General features: G+C 32.6%; 18 protein-coding genes. 2 read left to right on the top strand and 16 right to left on the bottom strand.

Annotated features, from left to right (window positions below; genetic code table 11):
• Positions 1-5 precede the first annotated feature (5 nt).
• Positions 6-1,028, top strand: a complete 1,023-nt coding sequence (locus O8C68_06795) for a class I SAM-dependent methyltransferase (GenBank protein ID MCZ7395510.1) — start codon at positions 6-8, stop codon at positions 1,026-1,028.
• A 57-nt stretch (positions 1,029-1,085) separates the two neighbouring features.
• The gene (locus O8C68_06790) at positions 1,086-2,549 is read left to right on the top strand and encodes an oligosaccharide flippase family protein (GenBank protein ID MCZ7395509.1); all 1,464 of its coding nucleotides are present in this window, start codon (positions 1,086-1,088) and stop codon (positions 2,547-2,549) included.
• A gap of 154 nt (positions 2,550-2,703) precedes the next feature.
• On the opposite strand, the gene O8C68_06785 is transcribed toward O8C68_06790, so the two are convergent.
• The 16 genes from O8C68_06785 to O8C68_06710 all read right to left on the bottom strand — a co-directional run bounded on the left by O8C68_06785 (position 2,704) and on the right by O8C68_06710 (position 19,011).
• The gene (locus O8C68_06785; GenBank protein MCZ7395508.1) at positions 2,704-3,861 is read right to left on the bottom strand and encodes a glycosyltransferase family 4 protein; all 1,158 of its coding nucleotides are present in this window, start codon (positions 3,859-3,861) and stop codon (positions 2,704-2,706) included.
• A gap of 76 nt (positions 3,862-3,937) precedes the next feature.
• The gene (locus tag O8C68_06780; protein MCZ7395507.1) at positions 3,938-4,543 is read right to left on the bottom strand and encodes a GNAT family N-acetyltransferase; all 606 of its coding nucleotides are present in this window, start codon (positions 4,541-4,543) and stop codon (positions 3,938-3,940) included.
• Entirely contained in the window at positions 4,540-5,571 is a 1,032-nt protein-coding gene (locus O8C68_06775; protein MCZ7395506.1) for a peptidoglycan bridge formation glycyltransferase FemA/FemB family protein, read from the bottom strand. The genes O8C68_06780 and O8C68_06775 overlap by 4 nt, the downstream gene beginning before the upstream one ends.
• Before the next feature lie 14 nt (positions 5,572-5,585).
• The gene (locus O8C68_06770; GenBank protein MCZ7395505.1) at positions 5,586-6,857 is read right to left on the bottom strand and encodes a hypothetical protein; all 1,272 of its coding nucleotides are present in this window, start codon (positions 6,855-6,857) and stop codon (positions 5,586-5,588) included.
• Positions 6,847-8,001 carry a glycosyltransferase family 4 protein gene (locus O8C68_06765; GenBank protein MCZ7395504.1) on the bottom strand — a complete coding sequence of 385 codons (1,155 nt, stop codon included), beginning with the start codon at positions 7,999-8,001 and terminating at the stop codon, positions 6,847-6,849. The genes O8C68_06770 and O8C68_06765 overlap by 11 nt, the downstream gene beginning before the upstream one ends.
• A 39-nt stretch (positions 8,002-8,040) precedes the next feature.
• Positions 8,041-9,912, bottom strand: coding sequence for a hypothetical protein (locus tag O8C68_06760; GenBank protein ID MCZ7395503.1), 1,872 nt, complete (start codon positions 9,910-9,912; stop codon positions 8,041-8,043).
• A 12-nt stretch (positions 9,913-9,924) separates the two neighbouring features.
• Positions 9,925-11,181 carry a glycosyltransferase family 4 protein gene (locus O8C68_06755; protein ID MCZ7395502.1) on the bottom strand — a complete coding sequence of 419 codons (1,257 nt, stop codon included), beginning with the start codon at positions 11,179-11,181 and terminating at the stop codon, positions 9,925-9,927.
• Between the two features lie 54 nt (positions 11,182-11,235).
• Complete coding sequence (locus O8C68_06750) at positions 11,236-12,360, bottom strand: glycosyltransferase (GenBank protein MCZ7395501.1); 1,125 nt, start codon at positions 12,358-12,360, stop codon at positions 11,236-11,238.
• A 4-nt stretch (positions 12,361-12,364) separates the two neighbouring features.
• Positions 12,365-13,405 (bottom strand): CapA family protein, encoded by a 1,041-nt coding sequence (locus O8C68_06745; protein ID MCZ7395500.1) that lies wholly within the window; start codon positions 13,403-13,405, stop codon positions 12,365-12,367.
• Between the two features lie 51 nt (positions 13,406-13,456).
• On the bottom strand, positions 13,457-14,797 hold the full coding sequence (locus tag O8C68_06740) for a phenylacetate--CoA ligase family protein (protein ID MCZ7395499.1): 1,341 nt from the start codon (positions 14,795-14,797) through the stop codon (positions 13,457-13,459).
• A 21-nt stretch (positions 14,798-14,818) separates the two neighbouring features.
• A complete protein-coding gene (locus O8C68_06735) occupies positions 14,819-15,883 on the bottom strand; it encodes a DUF354 domain-containing protein (protein MCZ7395498.1) in 1,065 nt (354 codons plus the stop codon).
• Complete coding sequence (locus O8C68_06730; GenBank protein MCZ7395497.1) at positions 15,867-16,556, bottom strand: class I SAM-dependent methyltransferase; 690 nt, start codon at positions 16,554-16,556, stop codon at positions 15,867-15,869. The genes O8C68_06735 and O8C68_06730 overlap by 17 nt, the downstream gene beginning before the upstream one ends.
• A gap of 10 nt (positions 16,557-16,566) precedes the next feature.
• Entirely contained in the window at positions 16,567-17,595 is a 1,029-nt protein-coding gene (locus tag O8C68_06725; protein MCZ7395496.1) for a GNAT family N-acetyltransferase, read from the bottom strand.
• Positions 17,596-17,598: 3 nt separating this feature from the next.
• On the bottom strand, positions 17,599-18,381 hold the full coding sequence (locus O8C68_06720; protein MCZ7395495.1) for a hypothetical protein: 783 nt from the start codon (positions 18,379-18,381) through the stop codon (positions 17,599-17,601).
• A gap of 8 nt (positions 18,382-18,389) precedes the next feature.
• Entirely contained in the window at positions 18,390-18,818 is a 429-nt protein-coding gene (locus tag O8C68_06715) for a type II toxin-antitoxin system VapC family toxin (protein MCZ7395494.1), read from the bottom strand.
• Entirely contained in the window at positions 18,793-19,011 is a 219-nt protein-coding gene (locus O8C68_06710) for an antitoxin family protein (protein ID MCZ7395493.1), read from the bottom strand. The genes O8C68_06715 and O8C68_06710 overlap by 26 nt, the downstream gene beginning before the upstream one ends.
• Positions 19,012-19,273: the final 262 nt, after the last annotated feature.

Below are 19,273 nucleotides of genomic sequence, written 5' to 3'. Positions count from 1 at the left end.
GCAATATGAAAACGAATCACACAGACATTAAAAAATTATCACCACTTGATGCTAGAAGAATCCACGATTGGGACATCGATAAATTGTATGATCGTAAATGTCCGTTTTGCAATTTCGATGGAAAAAATAGTTTCATTCGCCCAGACCGATTAATCATTAAGTATTGCAATAATTGCCACTCTTTTTTTGTATCGCCTGCACCCAATGAATGTCAACTGAATGATTGTTATTCTAAATATTTCGAAACACATTCAGGGGGTAGTAATAATTTTACTTCCATTGAAGCTAAACGAATTTTATCATTAGATCCATGGGAGGATTTGAGAATTAAAGAGATATCTTCATTAATTGATCTTAAAGGTGCTGATGTATTAGATGTTGGATTTGGGAGAGGTGAAACTTTAGTACGATTGAAAAAATTAGGAGCTAATGTGTATGGTGTTGATTTAGATCAAGATGCAGTGCACTTCGCGAGAGAATACCTTAATATAAAAACTGTTTTCAGATATCGAATTGAAGAAATAGATAATTCTAAAAAATATGATTTGATTATTCTTAATGACTTTATTGAACACCCACTGGATCCAATGTCATCCATCAAAACGGCTAATAATCTTTTAAAAGAAGGGGGTCTATTATTAATATGGACTCCAAATGCTTCTTTTTCACTATTCGAAAATGATCCCGTACTGTTCCGAGTGGATTTTGAACATATGCAATACCTTTCTTTTAATACCTGTTATTATATTGCAAAAGAAATTGGGTTTGATCTCATTCATATTGAATGTTTGGGGTATCCTTACTTAGTAGGAATTAGGACTATTCTGACCAAACAAAAAAATACTTTGAGGCGCTCAGTCAATAACCTTTATACATTAATAACTTCGATGAAAATTGTTAAAAAATTGAATTTAGTGAAACAAATTATCAAACCCTCTCCAGATCCTCGCTGTGGCAAATATCATCTGTTTTGCATATTGCAAAAGAAACGAAATCAACAGAATGTGGTGAGTGACGTTGAGGAATAATACAGTTAGGAATAATACGGTGAGGCTTGGATTGAGGAGGGAAGGTCGGTGAATTAAGTGATTGTACTTGAACGTCTAGCCAAAGGCGCTGCTTATACACTTATAGCATCAGTTTTGATAAAATTAATGATGTTAGTTCAATCTATAGTCGTCGCTCGGCTGTTGGGGCCATCTGATTTAGGCATATTTTCGATATTAGGAAATTTACAGACAATGGCATCTTTGATGGCTACTTTTAGCATTCCAGTTGCTTTGACCAGATATATAGCGGCATCAAAATCAAATGAAGAAACAGGTCATATTTTATCAACTTCAATCGTTTTGATTTTCGTCTTCTCTTTGTTTTCATCAATAATATATTACCTTAGTGCAGGCTATTTTTCTAAAGTATATAACGAGCCAATTTTAGTAAGTTTAATAGCAATATCGTCTCTTGTTGTCATCTTTAATGCTTATGCAGATATTGGAAATTACTTACTTCAAGGGCTTCATCAGATAACTCTTTTATCGAAAATTAATGTACTCAAAACTTCAATAGCGATCGCATTATTTGTGGTTTCCATTTATTTTTACGGTCTCATAGGTGCTGTAATTGCATCTTTATTAGCAACGATCATAAATATATTTATATTCATTGTTTATTTACGACCCCATACTACAGGGATTTCATTAAATTTCAATATAAATAACCTAAAACAATATAAAACCTTAATTAATTACTCAATACCATCTTTTTTAGCAGTAATCGTTATTTCGATTGCTAGTTTGTACGCTAATACTCTTTTAGCAATCAACATAGGATTTGAAGCAGTGGGATTTTTCAGAATCGCGAGTACTCTTTCAAGTAGTCTATTATTTATACCATCTGCTATATCTGTTCCACTTTTTCCTCTTATTTCAGAACTTGATTCTATAGATAAAGAAAAATTATCCCATACATTCTCTGATGTAACCAAGATATTGATTTTAATATTACTTCCTTTGACGGTAGTGATGGGATTGTTCTCGAAAATCATTATAGAATTATTATATGGGTCAACATATAACGATGCTTGGTTTCCAACATTCATAATGACCATTACAACATTTGTAATATCTATCGGACTAATTCAGGGTGTCTTTCTACAGGGAACTGCTAAAGTTTGGGGGTCATTTTTGCTAAATATTCTTTGGGCGATTTCTTTCGTAATATTATTAAATTTGTTTATTGAAAAAGGCATTAATGGCATTGCTTATGCATATTTAATCTCTTATGTATTTTATGTTTTAACTTTGATAATATATCTTCAAATTAAATTAAGAATCAAATTTATGAATTGGAAAAAATTATTTCTTCATACGTCATCAATATTTAGTATATCATATTTTATTATTCAACTATTAAATGGTTATACTTTTATTTTTGCTTCGATATTATTAATTATTATCACAATTTATGCGGTTTTTTCACAGTTAAATTCAAAAGAAAAGGAGATATTTATCAGTTTTTTAAATAATAAAAAGGAGATTTTTAAGTTTTGAAAATTCTATTCGTTTCTACTTTGAAAATATCGGATGTTGGCGGTGTGATCTCTCACATGACAACTCTTGGGAAGGGGTTCGAGGAATTAGGCATGAAGTTGCTTATATTTATTCCCTACAATTCTTAGCTAAAAAAAAGCTGAGTGGGAAATATTCATTTTATTTTCGCACAGACATTCAATAGTTCTTCCGCTCTCTTTACATTGGAGCAATATTTAACAACAAATTTTCGTGCATTCCTTACAATTTCACTTGTATCGGATTGAAGTGATTGAGTGATTATTTCAGCAATTTTGTGAGGATTTTTTTCTGGAACTAGGAAACCAGTCATACCATCATGGATAATCTCCTTTAAACCACCAATATTTGAAGCAATAACAATATTTCCAGATGCCATTCCTTCGAGAGCAGATATTGAAGTTGCCTCTTCAAGACCCATATAATTAATAGAGGGTATAATCACAATTTCTACTTCATTATATAGGTATTTCATATTTTCATGAGGTATAAAAGGCAGGAATAATATCCTATGCTCAAGTCCATCTTTTTTCATAGTTTCTTTAATATTATCGACTACTTCACCCTTATTGCCTGTAATCACCAAGAGAACATCATCATTTAGATATTTCATAGATTTTACTGCATATATAACTCCGTTTTTCGGATCATTTACTCTCCTTGGGCATAAAACAATTTTTTTATTGGGCAATCCAAATAATTGTTTGGATTTCCTTGGTTTAAATTCTTCGATATCAACGAAATTAATCATTTTTTCAATTTTATCTGGATTTATTTTCCATTCTGAAATTAAATTATTTTCAATCCTCGAATCAACAGGGATTAGTAAATCAGCATGTTTTAAAAGAATCTGTTGTTCTTTGATTAAAAATCTCCCCGCTAAACTATCTCTTTGCATTCCTACAATTTCTATACTATGGCTCATATAACTGTGAATAAAGGATATTAATGGAATTTTATATATTTTTTTTATCACAAGATTTGGAATAAATACAGTATAATCAGTCATACAAATCAGATCATATCTATTAAAAATTTGTTTGAGTATAACAATATTTAAAAACATGAAGATCAACGATATTTCTTGATATATTACCTTAATAGTTTTGAACTTTTTGAGAATAATAAGGGGTGTATATAAACCAAATACCAGGATCGGTCTTGGAATAGATGATGCAGTAATATAATCTACTGTATGCCCTAATTTTTCCAAACCTTCACCTAAGGATTTCATATGTGAAAGTACACCCCCCACATCCGTTATCTTTAGAGAGGATACAAATACAATTTTCATTTTCAATTCACCTATATTTTTATTGCATTCGAAATTATCAGTTACTAAACACACATTTTAACTAGTTTTCTAACCACTAAATTATCTTTTCTAATTTTATTCCATCTTCTTTATTTATAAATTCAGGTAATATCTTTGTATGACTAAACCCTAATTTTTCATATGCCTTTATCGCTGGAATGTTGGTAACATTAGTTTGTGTCATAATTTTTTTTATATTGCGCATCGCTGATCCCACATATAATAAATAATCCAACATTTCATTTGATATTTTTAACCCTCTATAATTAGAATCTATTGCCATCCAAGTTATATTAAGGTGAATTTCAATGCCTTTTTTAGAAAGATGTAATCTCGGTACAGACGTAATAAAACCCACGATTTTCCCCTCAAATTCTGCGACACTATTTATTGCAGGGTATTTATATACATATTTTTTCATTTCCTCAGCATATTGATTTTGTTCTTCTGCAGATAAATGATTGAAACTGTTATAGAATATATCGATAACATCAGTCAAATCTTTTGTATTCATTTGTCTTATTATAATTGTTCCATGCGGGACCGGATATTTGCGTGGATTTATAAACATCGTTTTCATGTTGGCCATTAAATAAATTCTTGTTGCAGTATTAATAACAGCGTTATAAATTTTTAGTGCAAAAAACTTATTAACAGTCATTTTATTCCCGATTTAATGCGCCTGTATAATTCTATCATGCGCGCAAACCTTACATTTTTCACAAACCAATCGACATGTCTTATTTCACCATTCCAGCCTGATTTAAAAATGTAAATTCCATCTTTCTCTTCAGAAGGCATACCACCAAGATCGCATTTTTTATATCCATTTTTCTTTCCGTCCATAAGTATTTCCCAAACCAATAAATTATTTGCCTGCAATGAGCGATATTCTGGCAAAATTGCCCAATATCTCGTAACAATCATATCTTTAAAACAAAGTACAAGTGCAGCACCGATTGGTTTATCCTGGTGATTGGCTAAATATATTTTAACCATTTCTTTATCACCCAGTTCATCCAGGGCATATTTATAAAATTCAAATTGGGGGATGTCAAATCCTTTGAATTTCGATAACGAATGCATGGCATTAAATAAAATCTTCAATGCAAATTCTGTGTTATCTTGTCTAATTTCCACTCCTGAATTTTTTGCTTTTCGTATAGGTGTGCGAGTCTTTTTATTTAATCCCTCCCATAGTTCCTGTTCGCTGATCATTAAGTTGATAATAGATGTCAACCTCTCCGATATCCTATACCCCTTTTTTACCAAAATTTTCTTAAGATTATTTCCTTCAAACGGAGAAAGTCTTAAAGAAACAGCTCCTTTTTGCCTTGCGAACCTTTCCATTTGAGTAATCAAATCATCTAAAATTCCTTCATCTGCATCTGGTAAAACACATGGGCCACCGTAGTCCCAGGTCATATACAATGGGGATTCAAATATCCTAAATTTTCTCGATATGGATTCGATATTTTTTATTTCCAACGGCCTCAGGAACCCTGGATATATTCCAACAATTTCGCCTGAATTATTTTCTGCAACAAGATATAAAGATTCAATGCCAAATCCTTTTTCGATAACCTCCTTCCATTCCCAGGTATGGGCATAAGTACTATTTTTTGCTTTCAATGCTATATTGTTCCATGCCCTCTTATCATCATTATTTGCAATTCTGACGTTAATCATTTTAATTCAAATCCTTATTTAACAAAAACATCTAGATATTTATTGATATATTCTATTCGAATGGGCATTTTTGTACTTGAATTTCCAATAATCTTTCCATTTTCAAAATAGATTTCCATTTCAACGTCCTCTCTTTTTTGCCACCACTCAGCACATTCACTTGCTGTTGCAATCCAGTAATTTTTTTCCGACACGTAATCCAATGTTTTTAAAAATGTTTCGTAAATTTCGGGAAATAATCTTTTGTTAATATATGAATTATGAAAACTTAATACTAAACAACCATGGTGCAGTTCAACAGTTTTAGTGAGTTCCGCCATTATTTCAATATGTTGTTTCGCATTAAAATTTCTATGTATGCCAGTCCAGTCCATATACGGCGAAGGAATTTCTAAAAACTTAAATTTTGATTTGTTATCCATATCGAATGGATGATATGGATAACAAATCCCTGATTTAAAACCGAATTTTTCATTGGATGCAATTGAAATATCATATTTTAGATTACAATTATTAATTATCTGCAATGTTTTTGGATTCAAAAATGCTCGTGTCAAAGTATGTTGCCGATGGCCTATAATTTCTTCACCTGTCTTCTCTTGAAGTTCTTGTTTTTCAGCAATGAAATCTTTTTCATCTAATGCGGCTTCAGGTGATCCATGGAGACCAATTTCATGCCCCTTATGTTTTATTTTTTCAAGAATGTTGAAGAAATGACTCTTTTGTGAATATTTTGGGAATAGATAAAATGTAGATTTAATCGATTTTTCATCCTCAATATTCAATAATGTGTCGATATTATCACCATAAGATTTGAGCATTATATGTGACAGTATATATTTGATGCATTCAAATTTTGATTTTTTTCTTGATGGACACCTGTCAATTTCATCAATATCATGAGTTATAATGCAACATGCTTGTTTAAAATCAGGCCAGAACCATTTTCTTATAAAAGGTAGATTTTGGCCATGATAACAGTTCCTTATTTTTTCAGTTAATTGAATTTCATGTTCTACAACTGATGCATCTATCCTATCTTTCTCATCTAATTTCAATGACCCTGTTAGTGCAAATAAATAATCATTTAAAAAATCATCATCGATATAAATCACATTTTTGTATTTAATATCTTTATTTATGGTTGAAATAACACAAGAATGATTCTCAACATTTTTTTCATTACATATTTTGAATAATATTCCTTGGTGATTTAGTATTTCCGTGATTACATCATTTTTCAATGGCGTATCTTCGATAACCCCCACCTTAATACTAATTTTCATTCAGTAGGTCCTCGTATATTTTTTCAATCTTTGGTATTATAACCTCATTACTAAATTCATCCTCAACTATTTTTCTAGCATTATAGCCTAATTTTTGCAAATCATCTCTATTGTCTTTTATATGTTCAAGTAAATTGATTAAATCATTAATATCTTCTTTTACGAGATAGCCAGTTTTGCCATGAATTATTGGGTGCCTATTACCTTTATCAAGCATAATTACTGATCGCCCGCTGGACATTGCTTCAAGAGTAATTCTCGATATTCCTTCAGCAATCACAGGATTAAAAAGAATGTCGATATTTTTCAAGAAAATTGGAATTTTATTTTCCGGAAGTGATCCATAGAAATGAATATTTGAATTATTATGAATTTGAATAGGATTGCATGTCAAGTGAAGTTCACAAAAATCAGGCAGATTTTTTATTAATTTTTGCAAAAAAACAATACCTCGTGAGCGTTCAAACCGCCCTGCAAAACCAATCTGAAGTTTTTTTCTTTGCTCTATTTTAGAAAAAGAGAACCTATTTAAATCAACTGAATTTGGAATAAATGATATTTTTTTGTTCTGGTTTTTTGATTTTAAATAATTGTTAACATAACTTTCAATGTTTTTATCCACACAAATTATATTTTCAAACTGGTCGATAATGTAATGCTCATATTTTTCAAAAATAGCATTATCTGTTAATGGAGAAAACAAATTGTGTATTGTAAGGACTTTGGGAATACTAATCCAATTAAAATCAATATATTTTGATAAAAAAAGAGTTTTTATCCATTTATCCACTCGCAGCAGATTACCACCAAATCCCATTCCATGAAAATGAATTATAGCATAACTGGAATTTCCGATAAATTGGTTTTTTCTATATATTCTTATAATATCAGTCATTATTCTATATGGAAAAGAATATTTGCTTAATGCTGAGTTGCCAAATGGAATCAAGCTTCTATCATATGGTAAAAATCGTCTTATCAAAGTATTTTCAGAAAACTTCTCCTCCAGAGGATGCCCGGGCAACGCATTTGTTATTATTTCGAAATTATAGTTTTTCATACTTTCGACAAGATTTGATATATATGTTTCTCCTCCTCCTACAATAGGATTAAACCTCGGGTTATATTGTGCAATAAGCCTCATGGTGATTTTAATAAATTCATAATGGTTTCTCTTTTTTATTCATTTAATCAAATATCCCCATACCTCGCCATTATCATAAATCTCATTACTCTGTGATTCCAATTTTATCTTAAATTCATTCGTGAGGATAAATGGCTTGACTATTCTATGTTGTATTTCTTCAAAAACCATCGGGATTCTGAAAGCATCTTTATTTAGTATATACAATTTACCCTCTTCTTTACTGAAATTATAATCTTGAGATATCAAAATTGAACTTATCGAACCATAAGTTCCATTAAAAATAGTTTTAATTTTCACAGCACCCTGCAATTCTGATGCCTTATTTCCCTGTCTGGTTGCATGTTCTTTATTATACAAAGGGTTGTCATCATTGGAAACTGTTGAAGTAACCATAAAGAATGATATCGAGAAAATAATAATCAGGACTGTGACTGTTTTAAATTTTATATTCAATAAATTTGCCAACTTAAATATTCCGGAGGCAGAAACAAGAGCGAGAAAAATATAAACAAAACCAAACCATCTTGTTGGAATTATTGTCCTCATTCCCATGAGCGAAAATCCGTATAAAAATGCAAACATAACCACCATTGTAAGACACAATGGAGTTTTAATTTCATTTTTATTCTTGATCCAGACATAAGTTCCAATTAAACCCATCCCTAAAAAAATCAAGTAACCCATATTATCCAACAAATATTCAGAATAATTGGTTGAAATATAAGGAGATATTTTAGTAATGGTACCGGTTGCAAATTCAGCATCATATGTTAAAGCCCTGTATAGGGCTGACACAGAATAGTCAAAGAAAGTCAAGGATGATCTTCCAGGTATTTCTATTGCATACATCCAATAACCTATAAGCAGACCTGTAGATACTAATGCTGTATTCAAGAAAATTGAAAATTTAGTAATAAAATTATTACTTAAATAGTTATGTAAATATTTCCATGTAACAAGTGATATTATTGTTAAAGACATTATAAAACCTGCAATTGTATGGGTTAGTACTAAAATAATAGATAGAAAAATTACAATACTTCTTTTAATTATCGGTTTTGGTGTGTTTACAACAAATAAATACAAAATTATTGTATAATACACGATTCCAAGAGTCATTGGAATTGCGCCTGCACCAAATAAAATTCTGTAATTACCAACTACAAGCATGAGGGCTGCCAGTAACCCTACTTTTGCATTAATCAATTTTTCTCCTATTAAAAAAACAAAAATTACTGAAAAAACTAATGAAAAAGTTATTGATATAAAGATTGAATCATGAACATTTAAAGAACTAATAATGCTTGTTGAGGCCGCAAGTAAGTGAAACATTGGGAAATAATAATATGAGTTTAGCCAGCCGGTTGGAGCATCGAGAACGATATGTCCCTTCTCTACATATATTGTTGTCTGACCATTATGAAAGTGAGTATCAGCTCCATAAATATCAGAAAATTCATAATAAATTCCTCCATATAAAGTAATTCCAATCAACAGAATTTTAACTAAAACCAATCCTGTCCATTTTCTGTCTGCATAAAGAATTTCCAGAGCAATCGACGCGCAAGCAATACCAACAAGTATGAAATAAATTACAGGTCTGTAATAAAGGATACTATACAGGAGCCATACACTAAAATTGAAAGCAATAAAAAAAATAATGTTATTAATATATATTATTTTTCTTGTTGCTCCAAAGTGAAAAGTTTCACTTGCTTTAACCAATCTCTTTCTTAATAAAAGGTATAAAAACGAGGCAATGAATATTGTTCCGCCAATATCCTGCTGGTGTATGCTATATGTTAAAGATAGAAAAATAATAAAAATCCCTAAAAGGATACCTCCTGATGCAAGGATTAAATCTAATTTTTCTATAATTAATTTAGAAATGCTTTCTTTTAGTTTCATTTTTCCTTTTCATTATATAGACCGTTTTATTAAGTTGAAAACTGATGATTTGTAGTCAGTCAATAACCTTTTATAAAGCTGTAAATGTTCCATGGCTATTGCCTTTGGATGATATCGTACTGCTATCTCTTTACCTATAAGTCCCATTGCCTTTCTTTTTTTTGTATCAGATAATAAAACGAGAATATATTCTGCCATTTTTTTATAATCACCAAAACCCACTAAATATCCATTTGAACCGTCTCTTACTATGTATGGTATTCCTCCAATATTAGAAGCTATGATTGGCGTTTCTGTTGCCATAGCTTCTAATAATACAATACCTAAAGATTCTTCTTTCGATGGCAGTATAAATATCGCAGCTTCGGAATATTCTTTGATTAATTTTTCTTCTGCTACCGCTCCTTTAAAAATAACATTTTCTGATAAATCATACTCTTTTATTTTTTCATAGATTTTAGTAAAGTAATCCTTCTTTCTGATACCGCCAACAATATGTAATCTGACATCAGGTATATCCTGTTTAACAATTTTGATAGCATCTATTAATACATGCAACCCCTTTCTTGGCTCAATTCCACCAACAAATAAAATTCTATGGCATATTTCTTCTTTTTTTACATTAAAGAATTTTTCTTCAACTGGATTGAATATTACAGAAATATCTCCTTTAGTAACAGGTTCTATAATATTTTTTACATATGGACTAACAGCCACTAAATATTTAGCATTTTTAAGTACATAATCTTCTAATCTTCGTCCTGCAATTGCTCGATACTTGCCTAAAAAGCCATTCCATGTTTTTGATTCTTCATGGATAACTCCATGTACCGTGATGATTGCTGGATTAAATTTTAGTCTTATTATTGGATATGCATAAAATTTACCTATTCCTTGGACATGTACTATATCTGGGTTAATTTTATTAATTTCTCTCTTTACAATTCTCTGAGTTAATAAACTTGGAATGAAAATAGGATATTTTGCTAATGGAAACCTTATATAATGGATGAAAAGATTTTCTTTTGGAACTGTTCTTTTTGTTATATCCGCTTTAACTTCTGAGGTCAGTGTGCATACATGAATTTCTAATGAGGGATCTAATTTGCATAGTTCAGTAACTAAATTATATACCGCCCTTGGTATTCCACCACTAATAATCCCGTTCGGAGAGGGATAGTCAGAGAATAGAAGTACCTTTAGTGTCATTTTTAATCCCTGTTCAGGTTTTTGAGCATATACAAGAAAGTGATAATACATGGGCGTCATTTGTACAAGGATTTGTAACAGCCATACAGATTTTAATAATGTAACCCACCCCTTTTATCCTTGCTGCATAACTTTACTAAATAGAGTATGCCAAGCACCTGAAACGTTCTCAGCATTTAAATTCTGCGATATTTTCATTGAATTATTTGAATAGTTATCTAATAACTTTTGATTTGATAGGATCTTATTTAGTTCAGATGCATATGCTTCAACATCAGCATAATCATCAATTATAGAGCCATTATATCCATCCTTTAAGAAATCAACAATTAAATCACCACAACGAGAAGAAATTACTGGAACACCACATAACATAGATTCGATCATTGTTAGAGGACCAGTTTCTCGTTCAGATGTTATAATTGACATCTTGGACTTGTTAAAATAGAATGCAATATCATTTTTATATCCTAAAAAATCTACATTCGATACTAATTCCATTTTTTTACACAAGTTTTTCATCTTCTTACAACAAAAACCGTCACCCACGATTGCAATTTTCAAATTATATAAATTGTAATCGTTTACCAATTTATGTGCGGTTTTTAGTACAATCTCAACATGCTTCACCTTTGCGAGTCTGCCCACATATATAAGGTCATAAACCTTATTCCTATGCATCGGTCGGCATTTGCTATCAACTATAACATATGGTATTCGAAAAATTTTATCCGTGGCAATTCCTTTATCCAACAGATAATTTTCTGTCATTGTTCCGGCAACTACAATAGCATCAAATTTTTGTAAGATATTTAGAATTATTTTCCCGGTTATGGATAATTTTGGTAAGGGTTTAGTATATGCATATTTTTCAATCGGACTTTTACCTAACACATACAACTCCAAAGGGCCAGCAATTAGTGATACGGCTACTCTTTTTCTTGTTATTTTTCCGACAATAAATGCCAAAAATCCATGAGGAAATAAAAGATAACTGTGGATAAGTGCTGGTTTCTCCTTTAATGATAAATATACCATTAATAAGAATCTAACAAAAAAGGCAAATACTGGCATGTCTAAACTCCATTTAGGTGGACAATAATATTCGACTTTCTTTATTTCGGGTCCTTGTTGATCCCGAACTATTAAGATTCTATCAACTTCATCCAATAATGAAATTGGATAGATATGGTATTTCAGACTTCTATCTGATAGTTTCATACAAACCAGTAAATTCATGAAATCAACACCTTTGTTTATTAATGAAATTTTTAGCAATTTGGCATAGATAAATCGGATTATATTTATAGAAATTTATTATTAAATGTATAACAAGTTCCAACCTATATTTAGTTCTACAAGCCCATACTTCTTCTTGGTATGCATCCTCAACAACATGCTCTAAAAATTCATCCATAATTTTTGACAGCAATATATGTTTTGCATTTTCCTGAAGTAAACATGGTTGATAAAAATCATTGATATACACAGGCATGATTTTAAAATCAACAATTCCATTCTTAGAAAATCTACATGAAAAAATCATTGATTCTCTCATTTTCCTTTGCCACATATCGAAAACAAAATTGCCTAAACTATAGACAATCATTCCTTCATTGTAAGTCTCTACACCCTGCAACACATGTGGATGATGCCCTAATACGAGATTAGCTCCTGCATCAATTATTCTGTGAGCAAGAGAAAATTGTTCAGGCGATGGTTTTCTTACAAATTCTTTGCCCCAATGAAGCGAAACAATCAAAATATCAATGTTATCTTTTGCTTTTCTTATATCACTAATCATATCCTGAGAATCTTCAACCGAACAATAAGCAGTTTTATCTCTCACAAGACAATAAGCCAAAAAACCAAAAGAAATTCCATTCCGAACAAAAATAACTGGTTCTCTAGATTTTCTTTTATTTTCAGATACGCCTACTGCCAGAATGCCATTATCAGAGAGTAATTTTTTTGTTCTTATTAGCGAATTTTCGCCATGCTCTAAAATATGATTATTTGCGATAGACAACACATCAAAACCAGCGTGTAGAAGTCCATTCACAGAAGTTTCTGCTCCCCTCAATTGGATTGTATTGTAGTTGCCATAATCAATCCCAATATCTGACAGCACACTCTCTAAGTTTCCAAAAGTAATATCTGCCTTTTTTAATACATCGGAAACATTATCAAATATATATTCTGGGCCTTCTTTTTTTATTACACTTCCAACACCATGCCCTAAGCATATCGGATGATCGCCCAGCATGATGTCACCAACAGCCATAAGGGTCACAGCATAATTATCTGACATCATACCACCAGTACTTATTTTCCATCAAACCAACTTTGAAATTATGAACTTATATTTTCCAGCCTTCGTCCTCTCAATTTTATCAACAACCCTAAATTCAACGTCCCAACCTTCACTTCTTTTTTTAACAATATTTTGAATATTTTGTAATTGCGTTGCATTAAAATTATTATTGCAAATCATATTAAATATAATAGATTCTTTTTTACTTTGAATAATCTGGCACTCAATAATGTTATTAGCCTCTTTAAACTCACCAATTATATCATTATAAAATGCCGCCCCATGAACATATTTACCAGTTGGTGTTATTAATAATTCTTTATCTCTGCCGACAATCTTTTTTAATATTTTAGTATGTCGCCCGCAAGCACAAACATCATCTGTGATCTCCCCTAAATCACCTGTCTCATATCGAATAAATGGCATCGCATAATTATAAAGCGACGTTGCCAATATTTTACCTTCACCGCAACTTACTTGATCCCCCTCATCAGAAACAATTTCCATAATGCTTCTTTCGGCATCAATATGCAATCCACAATGTTCCTTACATTCATAAGCACTAACTCCCCCATCATTCAAGCCATAACCATCATAAACTTCACAACCAAAAGCGTTGCCAATTCTTTGTTTCATGTGAGGATATAACTTTTCAGCCGTTGTGAATATTGCAGAAGGGTGATATATTTTAATATCCATTTCTTCAATATATTTGGCAAAAAAATCAATTGATGATGCATATCCCCTCATAAAATTTGGTTTAAATGAGTTAATTATATCTGCATATATTTTCATATCAGCATTGCCCATATCAAACGCAGATAACTTTTTTAAATTTCTTGCAATCTCATGAATTTTTTTAATGGCAAACGGTTTCGACCCCACATCCAAAGAAGTTCCTGCCAAAAAAACCATTTTATCACCAAGTTCATAATCTGCATATCCCCACCCTCGATAAAGTAATGCGCCTGCAAGAAAACGATCATATTTTAATAACCTATATTGCAAAGGATTTCCTGTAGAACCACCTGTTGATTGTGCATGGTATTTCATTTTGTTTAGATTGATTGGTTTGAAAGCATCCCAGTTCTCTTTGATGATAGATTTGGTAAGGATTGGAAGTTTTTCCAAATCCTCTATTTTTATAACATCATCTGGGCTCAATTTCAAACAATCGAATAATTTATGGTAATATGGCACATTCCGATATACAAAATTAATCAAATGTCGTAACTGCTTTTCCTGTTCTTCCTTTAACTCTTCATAAGATTTCCATTGATTTTGGATCAATTTTTTATATGTCGGATAAAAATTTTTATCTCCAACTTGATGCGCTAATATGAATAATTGTTTATGAAACATTTTGGTTCCCCTAAAATAACCTCATTGTATCTCTGGTTCTTGTTTATTATGCGAATAATTTTTAGGATAATCCTCAACAAGCTTGACCATGAAGGCAGTAACATCAATTTTGTCCTTTAGTAATCTATCGCTTTTCTTACTCCACTCTTCTTTTAGATTTGGCTTTTGAAGAATCTCAATTGCTTTTTCAAACGCTTTATCTGGGTCGCTGTAATTGAATATTAGACCATATTTTTGCTCAAGTTCTATGAAGTTTAACATATCATCTTTTCCAACCCAGGAATTACATCTAATAGCCGGAGTTCCCAGAATAGCAGCTTCAGTCGTCATTGTCTGCGAGTCACTTATAAGCATTTTAGCATAATAGAGCAAATCATGAATTTTTTCTGGCGATATTATAATTTTATATTCTTCTAACTCTGGCGGCAAATCAGTTTCGGTCGAAATAAAAACACGGGCATATTTTTCCAATTCCTTTACAAAAAATCTCTTTTGTTGAAAGTCTAAACTACTTTTTCCTGTATCATGATGAGCAGTCCATCCCACAAATCTCATTATTATAAAATCGTCCTTTTTATCTAATCCAAGTTCTTTTAAAAAATCAGGATTTGGTTTGAAATATAGGGGATGCAGGTAAGCAAGTTCTTTATATCCATTGAATTTAATATGTTTTTTGCCTAAATCGACTTTAAAAGTGTGAGTCGTGCATATTATTTTGGCAAACGGTTTATAAAATTTATAAGAGTATTCATCATCATCAAAAATAATACATGGTCTTCTTATAAGAAATGATGCATGTGCAGCATTAATTGAGCCAAAGCCTAAGATCAAATCTGGTTTAAACATATTAGAATTTATATATATATTATAATTGATATTTAATAAATCAATAATCTTAAATATTGCATTTTTCCTGTATCTGCCAACGCATTTATATTTGAATTTATAGATATCCAAAAGTTTTAAAGCGACATCTTTATCTCTGCTTGTAATTAAAATTTCATGCCCGTTTTCTTCCAATTTCCATATCATATTTTTAAAGAAATGTACATGAGCTGGATGACCGATATCAACAAGTATTTTCATAGGACTCCTTTGTTTTCTTAGCGATGAAAAATACCCAAGGACTGAACGCAGAAAAATACTCTAACCTTAATATTTTCTCTAAAATCTCAAAGGTAGCTATCAGATTGCTGTTTGAACCCCTTTTAAAGGGAATCCAATTGTATCCGATGCATCTCTCCACTTTAAAACCCTCTTTTTCTAAATACGATACGATATCATGAAAGGCATATCTATAAAAAATTCTGTGCTTACTCAAAGCCCTTTGAATATATTTTTTATAGCTACTATTATTTGATAAAGTAAATAATATAAAACCATCTATTTTTAATAGTTTATTACATTGACGTATAAATTTTTCTGCATCCAAATAGTCAACTGTTTCAATAGAAACAACACAATCAAAACTGGATTTTTTAAATGGCAGTTTATTAGCATCCCCTCTACAGATTTGGATCGATAAGCTTTCATTTTTCGCCTTTAATTTTTTTAACGGAACTAAATCGTAATCTACTGCCACAATATTAATTCCATGCTGAAATATCGGAATACTAAACCTTCCACTTCCACACGCCACATCCAAACAAGTGCCAATTTTGTTATCTTCTAAGAATGAGTCAATGAATTCTCTCCCTTTTCTGGTGAGATAGTCCCCTACCTTCGTTTCATTGACAGTATCCCAATAATAATCTTCCATTGTATAACTCCTATCCAAAATGTCCAAATATAGTATCACTAAAAGTCTTATAAATCGGCATAGGCATAATTCTGATCACTCTAGTCCCTATCCGATATTTCAAATTATCTCGATTTTGGGTTAAAAATCCCGAATTCTTTGGATAATAACTATAATACAGCTTCTTCTCGACCGTTCCCCACCGTTTTTTAAATTCAATCAATCCAGAGTTATCGTATGATGTTCTTCCAAAATCATAATATTTATACCCATTCCTGCATGCATCTTCAATACTTTTCCAGATGAAAGCGTTATAAGGATGCAATCCCAGGTACTTTGGGTTTGCGGCGCCATACCCATAGAGTACTGTATCTTTATAGTATTCCATGATTCCGCCTGCAATCAGTTCATTATTACATCTAGCGGCGTACAGGGAAACATTATCTTTCAATAGATCGAATAAATTCTTAAAAAATTTCCATGGATGACATGGAACGCCTATTTCTTTTTTTGTCATGCAATTCAGTTCATAGAATTCTTTAACATCCTCTATATTTTTTGTTGTATCTGCAGAAACTCCGCTCTTTTGCGATCTCTTTATTGCCCACCTGACACTTCCTTTATCCAATTTTTGCCATACTTCACCGGTATTTGATGATAATTCTAAGATGTATGTAGAAAATATATTATGATGCTGAAAACTCTCCGAATCGATATAATCCCTGATTTCAAGGAAATCTACATTTAAATCTTTGAATAAATTAAACCCTCCGTTAGTTAATTCTCTTACACTATTTTCGTTGCATATAAGACCGCATTCATGAGAAAATGGAACAGAACACAACCTGTTCCCTGTTAATTTACTTTTAACATGGAACAGCGGCAATAACCCGGCTATTTCTCCACATTCATCTTTTGCAAAAAGGTAATAAGATTTATAATTAAAAGTCTTTTCTAAGAATATCTTCCATTCCGGCATATGGTATATGCTCGCTTTGGTACTTTTATCCAAGAAATCTTTCCATTCATCATCTTTAATTTTGGATACGATTTCTATCATTATCTATCTCGCGACTGCTAGTATCTTCTTCCCCGCATTAAACACCATATCCGTCAGGCAACTGGCAGCCCACCCTATACCGCCCGCCGCCCACCTTTCAGGATGGGTTAAAATGTACAATTTCTCAAATCTTTCGCTTTTTATTATCTCGATCAGATCATCCGTAGTCTCAGCCGCGCTCTCCTCTCTCCTGCCAGGTATAAAGTCCCTCAAATTGTTCTTCGAGTTCCAGCTTCGTCCTGTATCGGAAAAATAGCTGACATCCTTCCCCGCTGATAAATAAGCCTCCCCGATGATCCCGAAATTCCTGAAATCGTAAGATTTCCACAGTTCGCGGTCATCGTGTTTCGACAGCGGGTTCCCGTGCATGCATATCGTCCTGACATCGCATACCTTCCTGAACTCTTTCAACTCCCTCCCGAACATCTCTATGGCTTTCTCATTATCCCCATTCGCCTTCCCCAGCACCTCGTAATGGTACCCCACCTCATGACCCATACCCTCTATCTCGCGCATGATCCCAGGACGGAAAACAGTGTCATTCATCCTGAAATAATACGTCGCCCTTATCCCCAGCTCCTGCTCCACCCTCGCAGTGAGGAGCGCGCTCATGGGCTTGCGGTCGATGTCGTGGCGCATCATGGCGAAGCGCGGGGGCAGCTTCCCTGCCTGGAAGTACTCAGCCAGCGTCAGGGTGGGGTAATGCTGCGCCACACAGGTGCAGAGGGAGCGGAATTTAGGGAGGGTAAAATCTAAATTCATGGGTCGCTTCCTTGCAATTGGCATGCTTGGGTTCACTTTATATCTCCATTATCTTTCTCCCAATTAATAATATCAAGGCCAGGAATACTGTCAAAGTGAGCATCTTTGCTAAGAAGCGGAGCATCAAGGTATAGACACGTTGCGGCGACCCATATGTCGTTTTCAGGAATAGGACAGCCTGCCTTCTTGAGCTTTAAACGTACTTTAGCATAGCGAATAGCAATTCCCTCATCTACAGGTACGAGAACAGAATTGGCTGAGAAAATTTTTATCTCGTTTTCGTTCTTTTGAGGTTTTGCACTGTTAATCGCACCATAAAGCAATTCACCCAGAACAACAACGGGTAAAAAAAGTATATCTGTTTCATCAATCCAGTTGCAAACTGAAGAGAGACCTTCTCGGTAAGCAATTACAGCATTTGTATCTACAACCAGCTTACCATTCGCCTTCAATTTTCTCAAACTCCTCATCAATAAGTTTCTGCATCTCTTCAGCTTCTGTATGTGTTAGTTTTCCTGCTATTTCACGCAGACCTTTCTTGACAGGATATGCACGGATGATCAGTGTAACTCTCTCATGTTCCATAAGGCCTTTTAGAGGTTTAATGGGTTTCAATACATTATCTTCATAAACCGCTTCAATTGTATGGGTCATGACTACCTCTAACATTATATGTTTCGACTCTATATATATTCAATTCTTAATTCTGACGATATTTAGAGGATAAAATTCCCTAATGAGTCGGAAATCCGTATCGTCCCTGAGTGCTCCTCTCACAAACTTTTTATAGAATTCTCAGTTATATATTCTATAGAAACTTATACATCCTGCCTGTATATCGCACTCCGTGTCCATCCTCGCCGTGAGGAACGGGCTTGCGGTCGATGTCGTGGCGCATCATGGCAAAGCGCAGAGG

Source organism: Candidatus Methanoperedens sp. (assembly GCA_027460525.1).
GTDB lineage: Archaea > Halobacteriota > Methanosarcinia > Methanosarcinales > Methanoperedenaceae > Methanoperedens.
Note: the sequence above shows the minus strand (reverse complement) of the source record. Positions and strands in the feature narration are given on the sequence as shown.